A 19,693-nucleotide genomic window follows, 5' to 3' on the forward strand; every position below is an offset into this window, starting at 1 on the left:
TTTTCAAAATGCGAAATGTCAAAATAGTTCACGGATATATTCTTACCCTTTGAGACCAGTGAGAGTAATTCCTTGAATGAAATAGCGTTGGGTAAAGAAGAAAACAAAAAGAACAGGAAGCATTACGAGCGTCGAAGCAGCCATTAGAAGGGCATACTCAGCTCCATGTGCCCCCTGAAAGAGCTGGAGTCCATAAGAAAGCGTCATCTTTTCCGGCGAATTTATATAAATCAAAGGACCCATAAAGTTATTCCAAGAACTCATGAAGGTCATAATAGTTAGTGCCGCAAGAGCCGGTTTGATAAGTGGCAGCATAATCTGCCGATATATTCCAAAGTAGCTACAGCCATCAATTTTCGCTGCGTCTTCTAAATCCATTGGAATTGTCATGAAAAATTGCCTGAGCAGGAAAACACTAAAAGCGCTTCCGAAGAATGCCGGCGTCCATAAGGGCTTGAGTGTATCCACCCAATTCAGTGCCCGAAACACGAGAAATACAGGCACCATTGTCACTGCGCCGGGAAGCATCATTGTTGCCAACAAGACAACGAAAAGCACATCCCTTCCAGGCCATCGCAATCTCGCAAATGAAAAAGCAACTAGTGAGCTTGATAGGAGAGTGCCAATGATGCTGAGAATGGTTACGTATACAGTATTCCATAGGTACAAAAGGCCTTTCTTTGTTTCCTCCGGAAGGAAGTTCAATGCATCGGTATAGTTTTCCCACTTCAAGCCAAATGCGCGAACTTTTTTAAGTTCGCCGCGTTCTACAAACGCAATTTTTTCTTTGCTAGAACCATTAGTAAGTAATCGCACTTTAATGCGTCCGTCATCTGTTTCACCAAGCTCCGCAACCCTCTGACCCATCCACTCGGAAACAGGATATTTGCGACCCTCTATTTCGATTTTGATTTGTCGAGTTGGAATCCATACCGGCGGATATTTAAAAATCTGGTCCTCCTCCTTTAGTGACGTCGTAACAAGCCAAATAAAGGGCAGCATGAAAACCCCAGAGCCAATAAGTAATACCGTATGCAAAATTGTTTTACGCACAAACTCTTTGCGCCTTCTTGCTCGTTTATGCTTCGCTAATTCTGAAGTGTTACGGTTGGCGCCTGGCACTTTCATTTTGCTCTTTCCCCTTCATAATGCACCCATCGTGGTGCTAGCTTGAGCTGGACTAGTGTAAGGATTAGCACAATTATAAAGAGAATCCAAGCAAGCGCAGATGCATATCCCATCTTAAAGTAGGTGAAAGCACAATTAAAGAGATAGAGCACGGGGACAAGGGTGGAATCAACAGGACCGCCTCCTGTCATTATGTACACAGTTTCAAATGTCTGAAGTACTCCAATTGTGCCCATTATGAGATTAAAGAACAAATAGGGCGTTATCATTGGGAAGGTTACGTTCCAAAATTTGCTCCACCAATTTGCACCATCAATTTCAGCGGCTTCATATAGATGCTGTGGAACACCCTGAAGACCAGCTAACCAGAGAATCATGCCACCCCCTGCACCCCATAATCCCATGAGAATCAGTGCAGGTTTGGCAGTCTTTTCATGTGTAAGCCACAGTGGAGCAGGCAGACCAAACCACTGGCCAAGAGTAGCTCTCCATGCAGCATTAATTAGCCCGTATTCGGGGTTTAGCACCCAAATCCAAAGAATTGCATTAGCTACGACTGGGACTATTGACGGAAGATAATAAATTGTACGATACCAAGTCATTCCGCCAACTTTAGTATTTAAAAGCATTGCAATTGCAAGTCCAGTAACCAAGCTTAGCGGCAAACCAAAAAGCGCTAAAAACCCAGCGTTGTAAAGCGCCTTCGAAGTATACTTGCCCCAGTCATCAATTAGTAATTCTCGATAATTGAGCAGCCCAACCCATCTTGCCGGGTGAAGCACGTCATAATCGCAAAAACTAAAAATTATTGATGCGATGATTGGACCGATAGTAAAGACAAGGAAACCAACAATCCACGGAGATGCAAATAAATATCCTGCAACGGTTTCAGCTTTCGCAAGCCTGCCCATCGGTCCATATTGCCTAAGTTTCCAAAAACAAATAAAGAACAAAATTACAACACCTATGCCTACAACACTTAAGGGATATGTCCAGTTCAGAAGGCCATATTTCGAGCGATTGAAGACTTTGTCTAGCTCCTTTTGGACTACCTTTGTTCCCTCGTCCATTGCTTCTTGAGCCGACATCTTGTGATGAGTTGCATAGTCGAATGCGCGCACATGTTCATCCCAAAGACGCTGACCTACAAAAGTTACTGGCCGGTATCTTGAAACAGCCATTAAGTCAAGAAAAACACGAGTGGCTTTTCGGAATTTCTGTTGTTTTGGGGCGAATTTTGTAAAGATAACTTCATTTACTTTTGAGTTCGCGGTCATCCAAGGTACATATGGTCGTCCCTTGCTCATGTTGTACTTTCTCTGCGCCTCATTCGCAATTACTTGTGCCTCTTCAGAAACCATCCATTTGATAAACTCCCAGGATTCTTCGACATGCTTTGCACCTCTAGGTATGGCTAGTGAAAATCCACCGCTCCAGGTAATAAATTTCGGCTGTCCAGTAAAAGGCGGCTTCCCTTCATAACGAGCTCTAGGCACCGGCGCTGGTGCAACAGCGAAGTCTAAATCTGGGGCATATCTCGCTATGTTATTGGTAAACCAATTACCATCTATTTTCATAGCAACTAGACCTGTAAGGAACGGGTCAAGTTCATTAGCTTTGAACCCCGATGAGAAGGAATTGATTGCGTCCACGCCTTTTAATGCGTCGTAAACCGAGACCATATATTCTAAGGCAGCGACGGAACGAGGATTATTCATCGTGCACTTCCTACCATCAGGGCTCATGAACTCGCCCCCATTTTGCCAGCTATACAAATAAAGCCACGAGTTACCAAAGTTTGGTATAAAGCCTATACGTTCAAAACCCCCGTCCTTTCGATACTTAGTTAACTTTTTAGCGTAAACCAATAGCTCATCCCATGTTTTTGGGGGCCTGTCGGGATCTAACCCTACCTCTCGAAAAAGTTTGCGGTTATAGTAAAGCGCTCGGTCATCAGTATTAAACGGAATGGCATAAACTTTTCCCTTATAAACTGCTTCCGCCCAGCATGCTTTGTAGAACTCTTCCGGGCGAATTGGGGGTATTTGACCTTTTTTGTTTTTAATTCTCTCCCAACGACGCAGGTCTCTTTTAATTAGCCCATCCAAAGGCATAAAAGTATCCCGCGAAGCCCAATCACCAATGGTAAAGCGGTCCTGGTGGATCACGTCTGGCGGAACCTTTCCAACAATCGCGGTCATTAGCTTTTGAGGATTCATGCCACCTGCCCCCATCGAGAGGACCTTAACATCTATGTTTGGATGGCGACGTTCAAATTCTGCTACTGCCGCTTCTATACCTTTTGACTCCTCGCTCATTTGCAGTCCCCAAACGACAAGTTTGATTTTCCCTTTTTCTTTTGGAGCACAACCTGCAAATGAAATGCATAAAACTGCAAACAAGAGCAAAATGACAAACTGAAACTTTCGCATTCTTATAACCTCACATTAAGTTCCGATATAGTTTTCTCATGTACGAATGACAATACCTGCAAATTAAATTCTTGCCATCGAGGTTTTGGAAAATTCGGGCTTCGCATAATGAATGGACAGGGCAAAAGCTACTTAGTTACTTAGCCATACCATTGCATTATGTGTACATACGAGGGCAACATATATATCTAGCACTAGAAGCGATATTACAGCAAAAAGGCTATTTCTTAACTCAATCTTTTCTACAATTTTCAACGCTGCATATGCCAAAAACATTTTTGCGGTAATAAGCAAAAGGGGAGTGCCGATTAAGAGGCTCATCAGTGGGTTAAGCTCCCTCACATTCCCCTTTGAAAGAGCTTGGTAGGTAGTAATTATGTCAAGGACATTGAGGAGGAGCCATATACACATTAAACAGATTGCCCACTGTGTGCTTCTTGGAAAGAGAAAAAAGTTGTTTTTCTGATTTTTCATCTTAGATCAAGATTAATGTTACCCTAAATTTTTTGCTAATCCTCCTTCAATTGCAAATGTTGAAGTTGAAAAGATTCCTTACATTCAATTTTTAAGCCCCTAAGTTTTAAAGTAACGTCTGGACAAACGCTGTTTTAGCTAGTAATCACTTGAAACCCCTATATTTTATCCTTCAAGCACCAAAATCTTTACTTTTTTTGCGTCAAAACTGGATTTTGGCCCAAAACTTGCAAGCATTGCATATGACACAAACGACAAGCCAATAAGAACAAATTGGCTTGAACCTATAACTACATCTTGCTAAGAAGGGGGTGACAAGTATGCTACTTCGACGCTGGCTATTGTTATCCCTGTGTGGGCTATTGCTAGCACTTCCGACCATCGTCTTTTCAGCGAAGGTCAAGATGCTGCCGGGCTCCTTTTTGAAGGAACCAGCATACACCCCACAGGACCTAAGCCGCATGATTCAGCAAGACAAGGTTGTGGCTCTGCGCTATTCCAAGCACTTTGGGATGTCTCCAGAAGAGCTTGCCAAGTATGTAGAGACATACACCTCTGCGAAAAATCTGACCCATTCTCACAGGTATGTTGTCTTCTACATCGGTAAGAATGGCAAGATTGCATCTCGTGCTAGGCTGATCAAAGCGGGGACACGAGTATTAATCAACTGGAAGGGCGAGCCAATAATGGACTTGAGATGTGGCAATCCTTTTACCAAAGAGTTGCCAAAGCGCCCGACAGTTGCGCAAAAGCCTCAGCCTCCTCCAGCTGCTGCCCAGCCAGTTGCATCCCAGCCAGTCGCACAAGTTGAGCCAGCACAGCCGGAAACCGTAACAGTTGTACCTGTAGAGACCAAGGTTTTGGACGTACCACCAGCAGAATTACCACCACCAATTCCTCCGCAGGTAATTACGGAGACAAAGGTCACAAGCTTCATTCTTCCAGCTTTGGTTGGTGCTGGCGCCATTGGTGCTTTGTCTGGAGGAGGCGGTAGTTCGCCTGTTGTGCCAGAGCCAACTAGTTTGGTTGTGCTTGGTTTGGGAACGGTTAGTGCATTATATGCTACTCGTGTAATGATTCACAAAAGCAAAAGAAAGTAAATAAATGAAAGCAAGGTGCATTGCGATGAAAAAGCTTCCGATGTATATGGTTACACTTGTTTTACTTTGTTTCGGGCTGTTAATTGGCTCTGCTCCTATTAATGCAGACCCATGGCCTGACTACATCTCGCACCCAGATACTGTTGACTATATTGATGTTTTGTATTCCAATATAAACAACCTGTGGTGCTACTACTTGACCATTGATACCAATGCGTTTGACCCCAGGTTCGGTGAGCTAATAGGTGTAAAAGGTCTAGCTGTATATCTCAACGCCGGAAATCCTGTAGAAGGAATCCCAGATGATTGGACCGGCTATGAAACTAGCTATACGCGCACGGGTTGGGACTACAACGGCGGCTGGGAACCTAATAAAGGCGCATTTGGATATATTACCGGCTCGCCGTTCTACTATGTCCTGCCTGGAGAAATTAATGCTTTGATTGGTGCAGCATTGTTTCCAATAGGATTCACACCCAACACGGAAACACAAGGATTCCTACTTCACGTAGCTTACCGAAACAACGATACAGTGAATACCCTTTGGGTTCGTCCCGAGGGTGGCGGCATTGCAGTTCCTGAGCCGGCAGGCGTTCTAGCTTTGATTGGCATAGGCATCCCCGCGCTTTGTGGATTCATTTATAGGAGGCGAAGCTTATAGAACGTAGAAGCAAGGCGTATCGGACGCGTACAGGGAGGTAAAAGGGGCACCTTCCGATAGACCTAGGCAAATCAGTTTCGCCGTTAGCAATCGTTGGTAGAATTCAAAGGCAGCAGTTCATCATAGGTGAGCAAAAGCAAGATGCTGAGTTTGCTCACACTTCCGGCCAGCCTCGAGTTAAAAAACGGCAGAAAAATGAGAACGCCGAAAAATCTAGGAGGAAAAGGTGCCATGAAGCGCATAGCACACAAGTTAATAATACAGCCTCCCTTATGGGTCGTTATGCTTGTTTTCGCGTTCCTAGCAGTGGCTGGCTCCATTGCTTTATGCGATGAAGAACTTGCAAAACGCGAAATTAGGATGGGCCGTGAAGCCGCGGCTGAGGTAGAAAAAGAACATAAGCTCATAACAGACCCACAAATAATAGAGCGCGTTAATAGCATAGGCCAAGCAATAGCTAAAATTGCAAATTCCGTGCGAGTTGACGCCAGTTACGGTAGTTCTGAAATATGCCAGTTTGAATACAAATTTAAGGTAATCGAGGATGATGACATCAATGCATTCTCATTGCCCGGAGGTTTTGTCTATGTAAATTCTGGCCTGCTTAATTATGTGCAATCCGACCATGAACTGGCAGCCGTTTTGGCCCATGAGATTGCGCATGCCTCACATCATCACATGACATATCTGCTCAAGGAGCAAAGCCGATTAGACGGGCGCATAGCCCTGGTGCTCCTTGCAGGTATGCTGACAAAAATGAACGCAACCGATCTCGGCAACGTTCTAATTGGTGCTCAATTGGTAAAAATTGCGCGTATGAGCGGGTACGGCCAAAAAGCAGAACAAGACGCTGACAGAACTGCCGTTGACTATTTAGTAAAAAGCAACTATAACCCAGTGGGCATGGTTACCTTTCTAGAACGTCTCGCACGCGATTACACTAATTTGCCGCAGCCAGAATTAGGAATACTTCGGACGCACCCGCCGTCAAGAGTGCGCGTTAAGAATACAATAGCTCGCATAGAGGCGCTTGGCTTGCCAATTAAAAGAAGGGATGTAACCAAAGCAGTAAAAGCCGAAACAGAAATAACTTCGATTAATGGGCAGCAAATAGCGCGAATAAAACTTGGTGAACGAGTTCTTTTTGAACCAGCACCAACAGCAGAAGGATTAAGCTCGGAGGAGCGTGCGCAGGCAATAGCTGAAAGAGTCAATCAATTGCTTGACTCAGAACCTCAGCTACGTGAAATAAAGGTTGACTTTGACAAAAAAGCTGTAGTGGCACGCGGAAACACGTTAATAGTTGTTACTGAAGAAGACGTAGCGCTCCAGAAAAAGTCCGCTGAGGAACTTGCAACGCAAGCAGCAAATACAATAAAGCAAGTCATTTGGCAAGAACTAGTCCAAAGTTTCTATTAATTAAAAACTAGAAATAAAATTCAATAACAACCAGGTTTCGCTTGAAACCTGGTTTTTATTTTTAAGTGCATCCCAGTAACCGTTTAGGTAATTAATTACAGGGTAATATAAAGCAAACACTGACCAACTCAATAGGAGGAGAAATAGAAATGCCAGAGTTTGTAAATCCATTTACAGGAATGACATCCCGCAAGATGACAGATAGTGAGCTTGTAAGAGCAATTATGCTAGATATAGCGGCTGAACTCGAAGCCGTTCATATCTACACTGCCCATATGGATGCAACTGACAATCAAGATGCTAAGAAAGTTTTGTACGATATTGCTCTAGAGGAGCTCGTTCACATGGGTGAGTTTACCAAGCTCCTATATAATTTGGATCCGGTAGCCGCGGAGAAGGCAAAAGAAGGCATGGCAGAGGTAGAAGCTTTACTTGCCGCCAAGGAGAAAGAAGAATAGACACCGAGTAAATTTGAAGATTATAAATCAAAGTTCCAACGTGCAGACTTAACAGAACTTTTATTCACCATGTTCCAGTGTAATTGCAAGGACCTTTATGCTCTCTGATTTTGGAAGGTGAATGGCTATCAGTTCTTTCGATGGGTCAAGTGGCATGGCATAATGATTTAGATAGCACTTTTCGCCGGGTCTGTCTCCATCCGGTGAATGCTTGTGAAGAGCAATTATACCAGATTTTTCGTCATGTTTTGGTCTTTCGTTCCATGCCGAGAAAAATAATCTTTGGCTATTGTTTCCTCCTGCATACTCAAAGCTAAACATTCCCTCTGCATCCTGCGATGACGCCGCCAAAAGATGGAGCGCTAAATATCTGCCTTGTTTCACTTTAATTCTCTGCCCTTTACAAGTAACAGCATTTTTCAACGTATCAACTTTTGGAGGGTATTTGAACGAGACGCGATGTTTCAGTTCTTCATTTGGCTTGGTTACAACCGTGAAATATTCCGATGGCCACAGGCCATCCGCTGGAGAAACTGGAGTTGCATCAGGGGGTAACACTTCCGCTGGGAAAGTTGAACCATTCCCGTCAAAATCTCCATCACTTCGGTTGGTATCGAAGCTGATGACATCAGCGTCAAACAATTTATCAAGATTTAGAATTTCTAATTTGCCCTTTTTAACCGAAACTGGTATAACAATGCTGTCGTTCCCTCTTGTTGCAGGAATAGTGGATAACCAAAGCTTGCCATCAATTACAAAATCCCAAACGACCAAGTAGTTCCCATCATACAGCGGCGGGGTAATAGTTGCTTGCAGAGTAATCTTATCCGCAGGTTTTAGCTCTGCATTTAGAGGAGTCAGCTTGCTTTCCGCAATTGCTTCAACACCGTCAAGGTAATACCAGCGATAGCCAATCGAAACTTGGCCAGCAGGATAAAAATTGGGACCAACATTCTCAACCGTTAAGCTTACTTTTGTAGGCTTTCCAGCTGTCATTTCCTTTGGCGTAGTGCTTTCGACAAAACGCAGTCCATAATCAGAATCAAGGTATACCAGTTGCGAAGCACACCCAAGTCCATGAGAACCTAGTCGATTCTGCTCCTCGAAAACGTCCCATTTTAAGACTAGCTCAGAAGGTCCGCCCAGCGAACTAACCGCAGGCGTTTCAACGGATGTCATTACTTCTACGGTTCTGCCTGGCTCAACATCCGACGTGATATTTGCCGCAGATTCTATTGTCAACATAGGTTGAGACTCATCTGCGGGATTAAACCATCTGTATCCAATATTGCAAGTACCTGCTTTCCATGTATTTGGCCCATCATTTCGAAGCTTCAAATAAACAGAATATTTACTGCGTGCCTTGGCAAAGGTTGGCATTGTTGAACTCACAACAGTAAATCGTGGGGCAGGGGGCGTTCCCACCTTGACAGGAACGCATAGAGGTGTGTCACCCGCGGCTGAAAACCAAGTATCGCGCAGACCTGTCATCTCCCACCTAAGCTCATAATCACCCTCAGGTAGTGGTTTGCCCTCTTGATCTACAGCTCGTATTCCCACTGTCTTTTCTAATGTCTGGCCTGCGAGAACCGTTGTTTGAATTGGCAACCGCGCACCTGTATCCGCAAAAAGTCTTCCGTCCTTATACCACCTGCAAGCAATGAAAAACCCTTGTCCAGCATACCACGGCTTCGTCCCCGCGTTCCGAACAGTCACGTTTATTTGGTAGAGAGCACCCGGCAGCATAACAGATGGGGTATTATGCTTTATAAACTTCGCATCATACGCACGCATGCCGTTAAATCGAAGCATGTTTATTCGAGTGAGACCAACGTATTTCACGCCATATTGTCGGCTAGGACATATCTCGCTCCCTTCATGGAAGCCATTCCAACTATCAACAACAACCCAATTGGGCTGTTTTGCAATCAATGCATCCCAATCTTTTCGATAAGCCAAACCGTCCATCCTTGAGCGAATTTTAGAGTTTTCGCCGTTAACAGCAGAATCATCGTAGCCTGGACCAATGCATGCAATATCAATCCACCCAGTATCATCATATTTAAGACCCAAACCTCCGTAGGGTGCCCAGTATCCATCAGCAGTTTCTAATTTGGACTTTAGGCTGTTGGTTGCTATCCATATAAGCCTAGTTCCATCAAAATCTTCAGCAAAACGCTTGTTGCAATATTCGATTGCGGTGGTATCTAAGTCAGCATTAGATAAGGATTGACCAAAGAAAACAATGTTAGCAGGGCAGGCCCCTTTTTCTGGTGGTAGTTGAACCGTTGCTCGAAACTCTTCGGGTACGCGGAGAAAGAAATCCCTGATTTTACCGTATAAAACTTCTTGAGCCTTGGGGTTTATTTTACCAGCGTTTTGTTTACCAACTATTGGTGCGTTTAATAGCAGTGCGACAAGCGGATAATCCCGATTTTCAGCTTTAAGTTCCTTCAAAGCTTGAATAAGAAACAGGATGCTACGTTCCTCTGAGCCTTCATATACTGGAAGTATTATGTCTATTCCTGCTCGCCTAACCTCTGAGCATTGTTCTTTATGCCATTGTACCCGATAACCAGAGAACCATGGGCCAACACCATAAAGCGGTTGGTCGGTTAACTGCATTGCCTCGCTATTTTTTGTCGTGGTGTTCCTTTGGGAAGCACACTGGAAGTTGCAATAATAAGGTGCAAACGAAAGCCTCTCGACAAAGTATTTTTGCTTTGGTGGCAAAAGGGCGGGCTCAGGCTTTATCATCTGGAAACTCATGTTAGGATTCCATTCTCCTGGGCTTAAGTTTCCATCAATCAATGGCGCTCGAGTAACCACTTTTCTACAGACGACAGCGCCATCTTGGATAGCAATCACCGTGGGTACATCTACCAGCTTGATGGTTCCCCAATTTGCCGGAACTTGTACATCCTCTTCTGTCTTGACTTTGGGGGAAAAGCTCACAAACCCAGTGTTCTCGCCCCGCATTCGACAGATAATATTAAAGCCCATAATTTGCCCAGCCTTTGGAGGACCACCCATCTCCCTCCAAGGCATTGCAAGTTCGATAACATACCCTATGTCTTTGTCCTCAGGCTTGTTAATGGTACCTTGTACCTTTTTTGCATACTTAAATGTATATATGGTCTTTGGCTTTGGCATGCCAGACTCGCCGACTACGAAACTAGAACCACCGCCCGCACTTACAGACATTTGAAACGTATTCGCAGACCTGTTGGGTGCTCGGTTGGCATCAGTTTCTAGGAATACTTCGATTGCATCGTCTTCCCAGGGATTGGACATGTGGGTGGTGTTAGTCGCTTCAATATCCGGATCCTGTATCTCAGCCGCTACGTAAAAGAAGGCGTTATCCCATGCTGTGTAACATGTTACGCGGTCTGCTGCTCTTACGGAAACCCCAACAGCAAATACTAATGAGAAAGTTAACAAAAGCAGTACCGACCGTCGCGTATTCAACATTTTTGCCAATCCCTTCTGCATGTGGAAACTTGATATTACCAAAAGCAGCATTTAGAAAAAAACTTGCTTGGTTACTATGAATTTCCAGCAAGTCTCTTAACAAACCGCTCCATTCGTTCAAGAGCCTGCTGAATATTTGAAAGGCTTGTCGCGTAGGAACAACGAATATAACCTTCGCCACATGCTCCAAAGGTATTACCAGGAACAACTACAACTTTTTCCTCCCGAAGCAATCGTTCGGCGAACTCCTCCGAACTTAGGCCAGTGTTTTGAATCGAGGGGAAAACATAAAATGCACCCTTTGGTTCGAAACATTTCAGTCCTATCTTATTCAGGCCCTCAACTATTAGCCGCCGCCGTCGATCATATTGCTGTATCATATCATTTGTGTCCGTCTCTCCATTCTTTAGTGCTTCTATGGCGGCCATCTGAGCGGTAATTGGCGCACACATCATTATATACTGGTGAATCTTCATCATTGCTTCGATAATTTCCGGAGTACCAGCAGCGAATCCAATTCGCCAACCCGTCATTGCGTATGCTTTCGACCACCCATTCAGCAAAATTGTGCGCTCGTATGCTCCTTTTAAAGTTGGAATGCAAGTGTGCTCAACGCCGTAGACCAGCTTATCGTAGATTTCATCGGATATAACCCAAAGATCATATTTATTTGCCAAATCGATTATTTCTTGAAGCGCTTCCCTAGACATCACAGCGCCTGTTGGGTTGTTTGGATAACTAATAAATATTACCTTAGTCTTTTCCGTTATTGCTTCCTCAATCTGCTTAGGAGTTGGAGCAAACCCTGATTCCGCACTTGTTGGAATTGAAACTGGTTTGCCATTCGCAAAGATCACACAAGGTTTGTATGCTACAAAGCACGGCTCAGGGATAATAACTTCGTCGCCTTGGTTAAGAATTGCGCGAAGGGCTAAATCAATCGCCTCGCTGACACCCACTGTAATGAGAATTTGATTTTGGGGATTATATGTCAATCCATAACATCTTTGGAGATTTAGCGCAACTAGTTCTCTGAGTTCAATAAGGCCATAATTCGATGTGTACGTAGTGTAGCCTTTCTCCAAAGCATAAATGCACGCTTCCCTGATACGCCAAGGGGTTACGAAATCGGGCTCACCAACACCTAACGAAATGACATCATCCATTTGTGAGACAATGTCGAAAAACTTTCGGATGCCCGAAGCAGGAACCGCAGCCATTTTTGCAGAGATATCTGGCATATTGTGAATTTACCTTTCAATCAGGGAGTAACCGCTAAGCGATGATCTTCTTCAGGTGGTGCAAAGATATCACCATCTTCCTTGTATTTCTTCAAAAGAAAATGCGTGCTTGTTGATTGTACTCGGTCTATCGTGGCAAGCTTCTCGGCCACAAAGAAGGCAACTTCCTTCATGTGCTGGCCGCCAACCACAACGCGTAGGTCGTGAGTTCCCGAGACCAAATAAACCGAATGAACTTCAGGAAATCGATATATTCGCTCGGCAATATCGTCAAACCCTACTCCTCGCTCAGGCGAAACCTTCACATCAATGAAGGCATAAACTCGCTCCTCGCCAACTTTTTCCCAATCAATTACCGTCTTATACCGGCGAATTATGCCCTCCCTCTCGCACTTTTCAATTATCTGCCGAACTTCCTCAACTGATTTGCCAGTCATCGTGGCAATTTCCTCGGGGCCGAGGCGGGCATCTTGCTCAAGGATTTTGAGTATTTCTTTCATTAGAAGGTCCTTTCCAAAATTGCAGCCAAAGAGTTTAGTAACTAAAATAGCTTAATTCGCAAAGATTCATCAACTATAGCTAAAGAGACTTACTCTTCGCCATTTTTAATTAATGGGGATCTGATGCCTAATTTAACATCCAAGAATCCCCTTTGTCAACTTAAGCGAGCGACGGTCTAGGAGGCTTTATCTTTGTTCCAACAACTTTGCCGTATCTTTCTTCAAGCTCCTGAAAGTTTTGCCTTAGAAATTCAGTCATCTCTTTGGCTTCGGCATTGGAAATATATTCTGCAATTAACGGTTGTAAAAGCTCATTATATTTCTTTCGCGAATGTCCATGTGCATAGTTTCTTCCAGGGAAACGACGTAAGTCGCCGTTAAACTGCGGGCTAATATGGTAGAGCTCGTGGAATATGGTTGTCAGCTTTTCTTCAAACCACAGATTAAGGAAACGAGGCAACGCAAAATAAATAATGTAAAGTATTTCCTTTCCGTCATGTCGAACCTCTGGCATGATGTAGGTCCGTCCTCTCCGTTTTATCATGCGCTCGCCATCTTTGAATCTCAAGGGTTGAACAGATGCATACACTCCATGCAAGCCAGGGGAGCGCGTTTGTAAAGTCGCAACGATTATGCGTTCCGAATCTAGATGGCTGAATTCAGGACACACCTTAGAAATATGTCTTATCAGCCGCTCCATTGCTTCTGTAAAGTTGAACGATTTACTTTGCTTTTCTTTCATGTAAGTTTCTCATATTTACCGCATAAAGCTCTAATTTTCAATAACCCTTGTCTAGCTTTAAAATTGCGGTATTTCCAACTGCCTACCACCTTCCAGTGCTGACTTATGAGCAATTATGCCTGGAACTGTATATGCCAGCGCTTCGTTAATATCAATCGCTGGCGTGCGCTCGTTTACAAGAGCATCTATAAACTCATGGGTGAGAAAAGTATGTGAACCATCGTGACCACTTGGATGACGCAGTGGTTCTGGTAGCATATCCGTCTTCCACCAGATTTCTTGTTCATATTGTTCAAGATGAGGAAGTTTCCGAACGCCTTCTTTACCATCCTTTTCGTCTTCCTCTGAAAAACGAACAATTACTGGTCCAAGCCCATTGGGGTGGGGGTCATAAAAACTCATCTTCGTTCCACACCACTGGCCTCTTTCGCAACCACGAACTGGCGCGTTCCAATAGATAGCCACTCGAAAAGCATGCCCTTTGTCAGTCTTGAAGAAAGCAGTCTCATTCCAAAACGGGTTATTATATGCGTTGTCTTTCAAAACCTGCGAATCGTCTCCCCAACCGACACAAGTTACACTGGTAAGGCGTTCACCTGTAACACCAATAAGATACGATGTACAGTGAGTAGGATAGTGCATGGGTGGGAAGCCATATCTCCATGTTCGCTGACCATTCTCAAAAAAGAGCACATCGAGGCCTGGGTGATAGTACTCGGCTTCAGTATAGAATATCTCGCCGAACTTGCCTTCTTTGTACCATTTGCGAGCCGATATCACAGACTGGTGATAGTAGCTGGTCTCTGCCATCATATAAATAAGGCCTGTTTTCTCCACAGTTTCTTTTAGTTCTTCAGCTTCTTCGAGATTCATAACCGCAGGGACAGCGCAAAATACATGCTTACCTGCCTTAAGCGCCGCAATTGAATGGTGAGCATGAAAGGGAGCAGGCGTAAATATCGCCACAGCATCTACATCTTTATCTTTAATTACTTCTTCTAAGGTAACGTATGACTTGTTGCACCTATACGTTTCCATTAGAACTTTTCGCTGGTCTGGATTAAAATCGCTAACAGCCTCCACAGTGCAATTCGGGTGTTCATGAAACTGAAAGGTGGAACCAAATCTACCGCCAACAATTCCAATGCGCACTTTCCTGCTTGACATAAAAGCCTCCAGAATACCTAGAATTGTGCCAAATAAATCTTTCTTACCTTACTAGAAATCTCCTGCAGGAGCTAGACACTTTTAAAATGAAAAGGAAATTAGACTGTGATTTTCACCACATTGTCAATGCAAAAATTTACCCAATATAAACAACTAGCAGAGGCATAGCGATGAAAGAATCTTGCAAAAACAAACTTCTGGTCTCATTTGTTATCTTTTTGGGCTTAATGGATTTTGCATTAGCGGCCCCTGTGTTTGATGCAAGGATACTCCAACGTATTGATACCATGGCTGAAGAAGCCATTGCAAAACATAGAACTCCCAGCGTTGTCATTGTCATTGGAACCGCAGACAAAACACTTTTCGCAAAGGCATACGGCCATTTGACCTACGATGATGACTCACCTAAAGCAACTCTTGATACAATCTACGATTTAGCCTCAGTCAGCAAGGCAGTTGGTACTGCTACCGCTACTATGCTTCTTTTTCAAGATGGAAAGCTAAACCTCGATGACCCTGTTTCAAAATATTTGTCTTCTTGGAACACAGACGACAAAAAAGATATAAAAGTGCGCCATCTTCTGTGCCACACTTCTGGGCTTCCAGCATATACCAATGTCGCAAAGACGGAAGAGCAACGCAGGCAAGGTGAACCTAAATCAGACGCTCTCATTCGCCGCATTGCCTCACTTCCTTTAGAATATAAGCCTGGAGAAGGATGGAAATACTCTTGCCTAAACTTTATCACTCTAGCTCGAATTAATGAAGAAGTTGCTGGAATGTCGCAGGAAACATTTCTTAGAAGGCGATTATTTGTTCCTTTAGGAATGCTACACACAGGGTATTACCTCAGCGAAAAGAAGAAATCGCTTGCAGCACCAACCATAGGAAAACCTAATTTTAGGCAGGGGGTTGTCCACGATCCGCTTGCAAATTATTACGAAAGCGACGGATGGCGATGCTGTGGGAATGCAGGTCTTTTCTCAAGCGCCAATGATCTCTCCAAATTTTGCCAGATGATTTTATCAGGAGGCAAATGGAATGGCAGGCAGATACTAACGCCATCGACAATTAGGCTTCTAGGAACAAATCAAGTCCCAGAAAAAGTCGGACGCATTTTCGGCTTGGGGTGGGGCTTAAGCCGTTCATACCCATATGCAACATCATTAAACCAGGGACCAGACAAAGCGGTTTTGAGCCATTCTGGTTACACCGGCACCTGGATTCGAATTGATCAGCTGGCAGGGACATTTATAATTATTTTAACTAATCGCGTATATCCAGACGATACATCACAGGGAGCCGGGATTCAACGCGAGATAACAAAAATTGTAATCGAAAACTATCCTTTTTACAAAAACACACCAGCACGCTGAAGAAATAGAAAAACAGACTTAGACTAAAACCCATTCCAAAGCTTGTTGGACATACTTTTCAAAGGGCAATGTGTCAATCGTCAGGACTCATAAGCGCAGATTATTCCTTCAAGAATCTCATCGGCAACGGTATCACGAGCAAGCATGGCGGCACCACGGGCTCCCATTAGGTCATCACCTTCAAAAAACTTGATTTCTGGAGTCATATTCCCCGTCCGAATTACCTCTTCTCTTACCGACGCCACAATCCTTTCAAGAATCTCCGCAGGCATACGGTTAAAAATCCCTTCGATAAGCACGTAGTTAGGGTTGTATAACATGATTGCCAAGTGAATTGCCTGAACGAAAGCTGGAACCGCATCTTCCAACCAATCACACGCAGGTTTCTGGGCGGGGTCTGAAACCAATTCCTGGAACGCTCTTTGGTCACCACGTTCCCGAGCAAACTTAAGAAGTGAGGCCCCCGTACAAACCTCTTTGAGTGGCCTCGTGGGCGAAACAGTACCACACGGTAGCAATCCAATGTCACCAGCGTAGTGGGAAGCACCAGTGTAGAGCTTGCCATCCCATACAACAGTTGCAGCTATACCAAATCGATTAAGGATGACCATCTCGATTCCTTTTTTGCGCGGGGCATTCATTCGATGGTGGCCAACAGCGAAACAAAACGTATTCGCTGTTGCAACAGTATGCACACCACATTTCTCTTTAACTGCTGGCACAAATTCTAGCGTTCCATAGCCAAACTGAAGGTGAGTTCTTACACGTCCGGCATCTTTGTCTATAACAGGCCCAGGAAGTCCCAAACCTATAACATGTACGTTAATTCCTCTGTCCCATGCAAGCTGTACCAATTCAAAGGCAACTTCAGTTACAGCTGCAACTATTTCATCAGGTCCATCTGAAGGGCTTATCGGCTTTCTTAAGACATCCGTTATCTCGTTAGAAAAATCGAGAACCACACCACGAATATGAGTAGCCTCCAGATCTACGCCAATGCTACAACCCAAATCACCGCGAAGGGCAACAGCCCTTGACCAAGGTCCGCGACGGCCGGTTTGCTGTCGTTCTTTTTCAACCAATAACCCAGCATTCTTGAATTCTGCAACGAGGCGGCAGACGTTTGGAAAACTCATCCCTAAATCCTCAGATGCACCCCTTGATGTAGCGTTTGGATGGTCAAGAATATATCGCAGAAGACTCACATTTGTGCGCCTAGCCGCCCTCTGCTCTCTTTGCAAAGTATTATTTAATGGGTATATATGCTTTTTCATCGATTTTGGAAGTTTCTCTCCTAATATACCTGCAATTTAAAAAACAATCTTATTGCTACACAATAACTGACAAAGCCAGTGTTATTCCTGCTAGCACGAGGACAGTATATACGAGCTTTCTAAACAGGATTTCATCCATTCTGTAGTGCCAGTGATTTCCCATAATCATGCCGATTACTGTGAATGGCAGGGCAAATGCAGCAACCTTGAGAATATGTGCATTCAGGCTCTTTGTAACAATCCATCTGCTTACAATTATTGTGTTTAATGTTACCCAGACGGCGCATAGAGTGCCTCTGAATGCAGTCTTGTCTGTAAGTGTTTGTGTTGCGTATATGACGGCAAGTGGGCCCCCTGAACCAAATGCACCATGAATTAATCCGCCTATTGGAAGCAAGAGACTCGAGAGAAACCTGGTTGTAGGGTTTACTGTCGGATTATTTCGTTGCTTTGCAGTTTGCTTCCACAAACCATGTATGCCAACCAATATCATGAACCCTGCAAGTATAAACTTAAGTATATCCTCGGGAAGCCTAGAAGACATCCACATTCCAATTGGCAATCCCAATGCAGCAAGGATAAAAATTCGCGCATATTCACTCCAAACAATTTTTTGTCGAGACTCCCATGTTATGTACACCGTCAGTACCCAAGCGTTTATTACTAGCATAGGTACCGCAGTTTGAAGCCCAAGAAGCAAAGTTATAAATGGCAAAGCAAGAACAGTGCATCCGAAGCCTGTGATTCCTTCCTGAACGTGAGTCAAGTAGACTATCACAGCAACTAGTGTGTAAATTATGATTTGTTCCACATCAACTTCCTTTCTCTTCTGTAGACTTACATTTGGAATGCAACTAACTTTAACTCCGTCATCTCTTCAATCGCATATTTTGGGCCTTCTCTTCCGAACCCACTAAGTTTTACTCCGCCATAGGGCATGGGGTCTATCCTAAAAGTCGGTACGTCGTTTATTATTACGCCTCCAACTTCGATTTCACGAGCAGCTCTGAGAGCAAATTCTAAGTTTCTCGTAAATATTCCAGCTTGCAAACCATATTTAGAGGTATTCGCTAGCTCAATCGCATGGTCAAAATCTCGGCACTTTACCACAGCAACTAGAGGGCCAAAAACTTCCTCCGACCAAACCTTCATATCCAGCGTGACATCGGTAAGAACCGTTGGGAACAAAATTGCCCCGTCTCTTTTTATTGGAAGAAGGCTTTTAGCACCCCCTGCAATTGCCTCTTCTATCCAGCTTTCAACCCGAAGAGCAGCTTTTTCGTCAATCATTGGCCCCATGTCAGTTTCAGAATCCAATTGATTGCCAACCCTAATGCCTGCGACAAGCGGGACAAGCTTTTCCAGAAAAACATCATAGACCTTTTCTTGCACAATAACTCTCTGCACTGATATGCAAACCTGGCCGGCAACTGCATAGCCACCTATTCGGACTCTCCGTGCTGCCTCATCAAGGTCCGCATCGTCCATCACAATAGCACATGAATTCGACCCTAATTCCATTGCAATCTTCTTGAGCCCAGCTATCCTTGTAATAGCCTCGCCTACCTCAGGGCTACCAGTAAATGAGATCAACCTTACTCTCGAATCTGAAACGAGCAGGTTTCCAATACTAGGTCCTCGACCCGTGATGACACTAATCGCATTTGGTGGCAAACCGGCATCCAAGAGAAGCTTTCCAAGCATTATATCTGCCAATGGAGTAGCAGTCGCAGGCTTTAGGATTACTGCATTTCCTGCTGCGATAGCTGGCGCAACCTTATGGCACGCCAAATTAAGCGGCACATTAAAAGGTGTAATGGCAAGGACGACACCAACGGGCACGCGAATATAGAATCCAAACTTTGATTCCGCGCCTGCCATTCCGTCGAAAGGTACTGTTTCTCCATGGATTCTTTTTGCTTCCTCAGATGCGGTCCTTATAGTTAGGCAAGCTCGCGTAACTTCTGTTCGGGCTTCCTTTATGGTTTTGCCTACTTCCTTTGCTATTGTAACTGCAAATTCATCCAGCCTATCCTGAAGCAAATCAGCAGCGCGCGCCAAAATTTCCGACCGCTCTCGAGCTGAAAGCTTGCTCATTTCTTTTGCTCCAACTACAGCGCGCTGAAGTGCCGACTCAACATTCGATGCATCTGCACTGGGAACTGTGTCAATAACAGAACCATCGAATGGATTAATGACTTCGATACTCTCATTTGTTTCAACCCATTCGCCGCCAATTATCATCTTCAT

Annotated in this window: 16 protein-coding genes; 5 read left to right on the plus strand and 11 right to left on the minus strand. The window is 44.3% G+C overall.

All coding sequences use genetic code 11. The features are described 5' to 3' along the window. Window positions 1-42: 42 nt before the first annotated feature. The 3 genes from QHH26_03510 to QHH26_03520 form a co-directional block, all read right to left on the minus strand. Entirely contained in the window at window positions 43-1,128 is a 1,086-nt protein-coding gene (locus QHH26_03510) for a carbohydrate ABC transporter permease (GenBank protein ID MDH7481031.1), read from the minus strand. Beyond that, entirely contained in the window at window positions 1,125-3,560 is a 2,436-nt protein-coding gene (locus tag QHH26_03515) for an extracellular solute-binding protein (protein ID MDH7481032.1), read from the minus strand. The genes QHH26_03510 and QHH26_03515 overlap by 4 nt, the downstream gene beginning before the upstream one ends. 132 nt (window positions 3,561-3,692) lie before the next feature. Beyond that, window positions 3,693-3,971 (minus strand): DUF5658 family protein, encoded by a 279-nt coding sequence (locus QHH26_03520; protein MDH7481033.1) that lies wholly within the window; start codon window positions 3,969-3,971, stop codon window positions 3,693-3,695. A 383-nt stretch (window positions 3,972-4,354) separates the two neighbouring features. On the opposite strand from QHH26_03520, the gene QHH26_03525 reads away from it, so the two are divergent. The 4 genes from QHH26_03525 to QHH26_03540 all read left to right on the plus strand — a co-directional run bounded on the left by QHH26_03525 (window position 4,355) and on the right by QHH26_03540 (window position 7,672). Beyond that, entirely contained in the window at window positions 4,355-5,134 is a 780-nt protein-coding gene (locus tag QHH26_03525) for a hypothetical protein (GenBank protein ID MDH7481034.1), read from the plus strand. 25 nt (window positions 5,135-5,159) lie between these two features. Then, window positions 5,160-5,795 carry a hypothetical protein gene (locus QHH26_03530; GenBank protein ID MDH7481035.1) on the plus strand — a complete coding sequence of 212 codons (636 nt, stop codon included), beginning with the start codon at window positions 5,160-5,162 and terminating at the stop codon, window positions 5,793-5,795. A gap of 231 nt (window positions 5,796-6,026) precedes the next feature. Next, a complete protein-coding gene (locus QHH26_03535; protein ID MDH7481036.1) occupies window positions 6,027-7,214 on the plus strand; it encodes a M48 family metalloprotease in 1,188 nt (395 codons plus the stop codon). Between the two features lie 149 nt (window positions 7,215-7,363). Beyond that, window positions 7,364-7,672, plus strand: a complete 309-nt coding sequence (locus QHH26_03540) for a hypothetical protein (protein ID MDH7481037.1) — start codon at window positions 7,364-7,366, stop codon at window positions 7,670-7,672. Between the two features lie 60 nt (window positions 7,673-7,732). Here the strand turns inward: QHH26_03540 and QHH26_03545 are convergent, their stop codons facing one another. The 5 genes from QHH26_03545 to QHH26_03565 all read right to left on the minus strand — a co-directional run bounded on the left by QHH26_03545 (window position 7,733) and on the right by QHH26_03565 (window position 14,793). Continuing rightward, window positions 7,733-11,143, minus strand: coding sequence for a sugar-binding protein (locus QHH26_03545; GenBank protein ID MDH7481038.1), 3,411 nt, complete (start codon window positions 11,141-11,143; stop codon window positions 7,733-7,735). 74 nt (window positions 11,144-11,217) lie between these two features. Continuing rightward, window positions 11,218-12,384 carry an aminotransferase class I/II-fold pyridoxal phosphate-dependent enzyme gene (locus tag QHH26_03550; GenBank protein ID MDH7481039.1) on the minus strand — a complete coding sequence of 389 codons (1,167 nt, stop codon included), beginning with the start codon at window positions 12,382-12,384 and terminating at the stop codon, window positions 11,218-11,220. A 20-nt stretch (window positions 12,385-12,404) separates the two neighbouring features. Next, window positions 12,405-12,884, minus strand: coding sequence for an Lrp/AsnC family transcriptional regulator (locus QHH26_03555; GenBank protein ID MDH7481040.1), 480 nt, complete (start codon window positions 12,882-12,884; stop codon window positions 12,405-12,407). Window positions 12,885-13,044: 160 nt separating this feature from the next. Then, entirely contained in the window at window positions 13,045-13,626 is a 582-nt protein-coding gene (locus tag QHH26_03560) for a putative metallopeptidase (protein ID MDH7481041.1), read from the minus strand. A 57-nt stretch (window positions 13,627-13,683) separates the two neighbouring features. Then, window positions 13,684-14,793 carry a Gfo/Idh/MocA family oxidoreductase gene (locus QHH26_03565; protein ID MDH7481042.1) on the minus strand — a complete coding sequence of 370 codons (1,110 nt, stop codon included), beginning with the start codon at window positions 14,791-14,793 and terminating at the stop codon, window positions 13,684-13,686. A 170-nt stretch (window positions 14,794-14,963) separates the two neighbouring features. Between QHH26_03565 and QHH26_03570 the strand changes: the two genes are divergently transcribed. After that, window positions 14,964-16,169, plus strand: coding sequence for a serine hydrolase (locus QHH26_03570; protein ID MDH7481043.1), 1,206 nt, complete (start codon window positions 14,964-14,966; stop codon window positions 16,167-16,169). 80 nt (window positions 16,170-16,249) lie between these two features. Here QHH26_03570 and QHH26_03575 read toward each other — a convergent pair whose 3' ends face one another. The 3 genes from QHH26_03575 to QHH26_03585 all read right to left on the minus strand — a co-directional run bounded on the left by QHH26_03575 (window position 16,250) and on the right by QHH26_03585 (window position 19,693). Further along, window positions 16,250-17,374: an ROK family transcriptional regulator gene (locus QHH26_03575; protein MDH7481044.1), complete on the minus strand. Its 1,125-nt coding sequence runs from the start codon at window positions 17,372-17,374 to the stop codon at window positions 16,250-16,252. Between the two features lie 124 nt (window positions 17,375-17,498). Continuing rightward, window positions 17,499-18,254, minus strand: coding sequence for a sulfite exporter TauE/SafE family protein (locus QHH26_03580; GenBank protein MDH7481045.1), 756 nt, complete (start codon window positions 18,252-18,254; stop codon window positions 17,499-17,501). Between the two features lie 26 nt (window positions 18,255-18,280). Next, entirely contained in the window at window positions 18,281-19,693 is a 1,413-nt protein-coding gene (locus QHH26_03585; GenBank protein MDH7481046.1) for an aldehyde dehydrogenase family protein, read from the minus strand.

It is taken from the genome of Armatimonadota bacterium (assembly GCA_029907255.1).
Classification (GTDB): Bacteria; Armatimonadota; UBA5829; order DTJY01; family DTJY01; genus JAIMAU01.

Excerpts from the sequence above, each read along its gene's own strand:
- QHH26_03510 (MDH7481031.1), bottom strand. The coding sequence starts at position 1,128 with ATGAAAGTGCCAGGCGCCAACCGTAACACTTCAGAATTAGCGAAGCAT.
- QHH26_03515 (MDH7481032.1), bottom strand. The coding sequence starts at position 3,560 with ATGCGAAAGTTTCAGTTTGTCATTTTGCTCTTGTTTGCAGTTTTATGC.
- QHH26_03520 (MDH7481033.1), bottom strand. The coding sequence starts at position 3,971 with ATGTGTATATGGCTCCTCCTCAATGTCCTTGACATAATTACTACCTAC.
- QHH26_03525 (MDH7481034.1), top strand. The coding sequence starts at position 4,355 with ATGCTACTTCGACGCTGGCTATTGTTATCCCTGTGTGGGCTATTGCTA.
- QHH26_03530 (MDH7481035.1), top strand. The coding sequence starts at position 5,160 with ATGAAAAAGCTTCCGATGTATATGGTTACACTTGTTTTACTTTGTTTC.
- QHH26_03535 (MDH7481036.1), top strand. The coding sequence starts at position 6,027 with ATGAAGCGCATAGCACACAAGTTAATAATACAGCCTCCCTTATGGGTC.
- QHH26_03540 (MDH7481037.1), top strand. The coding sequence starts at position 7,364 with ATGCCAGAGTTTGTAAATCCATTTACAGGAATGACATCCCGCAAGATG.
- QHH26_03545 (MDH7481038.1), bottom strand. The coding sequence starts at position 11,143 with ATGTTGAATACGCGACGGTCGGTACTGCTTTTGTTAACTTTCTCATTA.
- QHH26_03550 (MDH7481039.1), bottom strand. The coding sequence starts at position 12,384 with ATGCCAGATATCTCTGCAAAAATGGCTGCGGTTCCTGCTTCGGGCATC.
- QHH26_03555 (MDH7481040.1), bottom strand. The coding sequence starts at position 12,884 with ATGAAAGAAATACTCAAAATCCTTGAGCAAGATGCCCGCCTCGGCCCC.
- QHH26_03560 (MDH7481041.1), bottom strand. The coding sequence starts at position 13,626 with ATGAAAGAAAAGCAAAGTAAATCGTTCAACTTTACAGAAGCAATGGAG.
- QHH26_03565 (MDH7481042.1), bottom strand. The coding sequence starts at position 14,793 with ATGTCAAGCAGGAAAGTGCGCATTGGAATTGTTGGCGGTAGATTTGGT.
- QHH26_03570 (MDH7481043.1), top strand. The coding sequence starts at position 14,964 with ATGAAAGAATCTTGCAAAAACAAACTTCTGGTCTCATTTGTTATCTTT.
- QHH26_03585 (MDH7481046.1), bottom strand. The coding sequence starts at position 19,693 with ATGAAGATGATAATTGGCGGCGAATGGGTTGAAACAAATGAGAGTATC.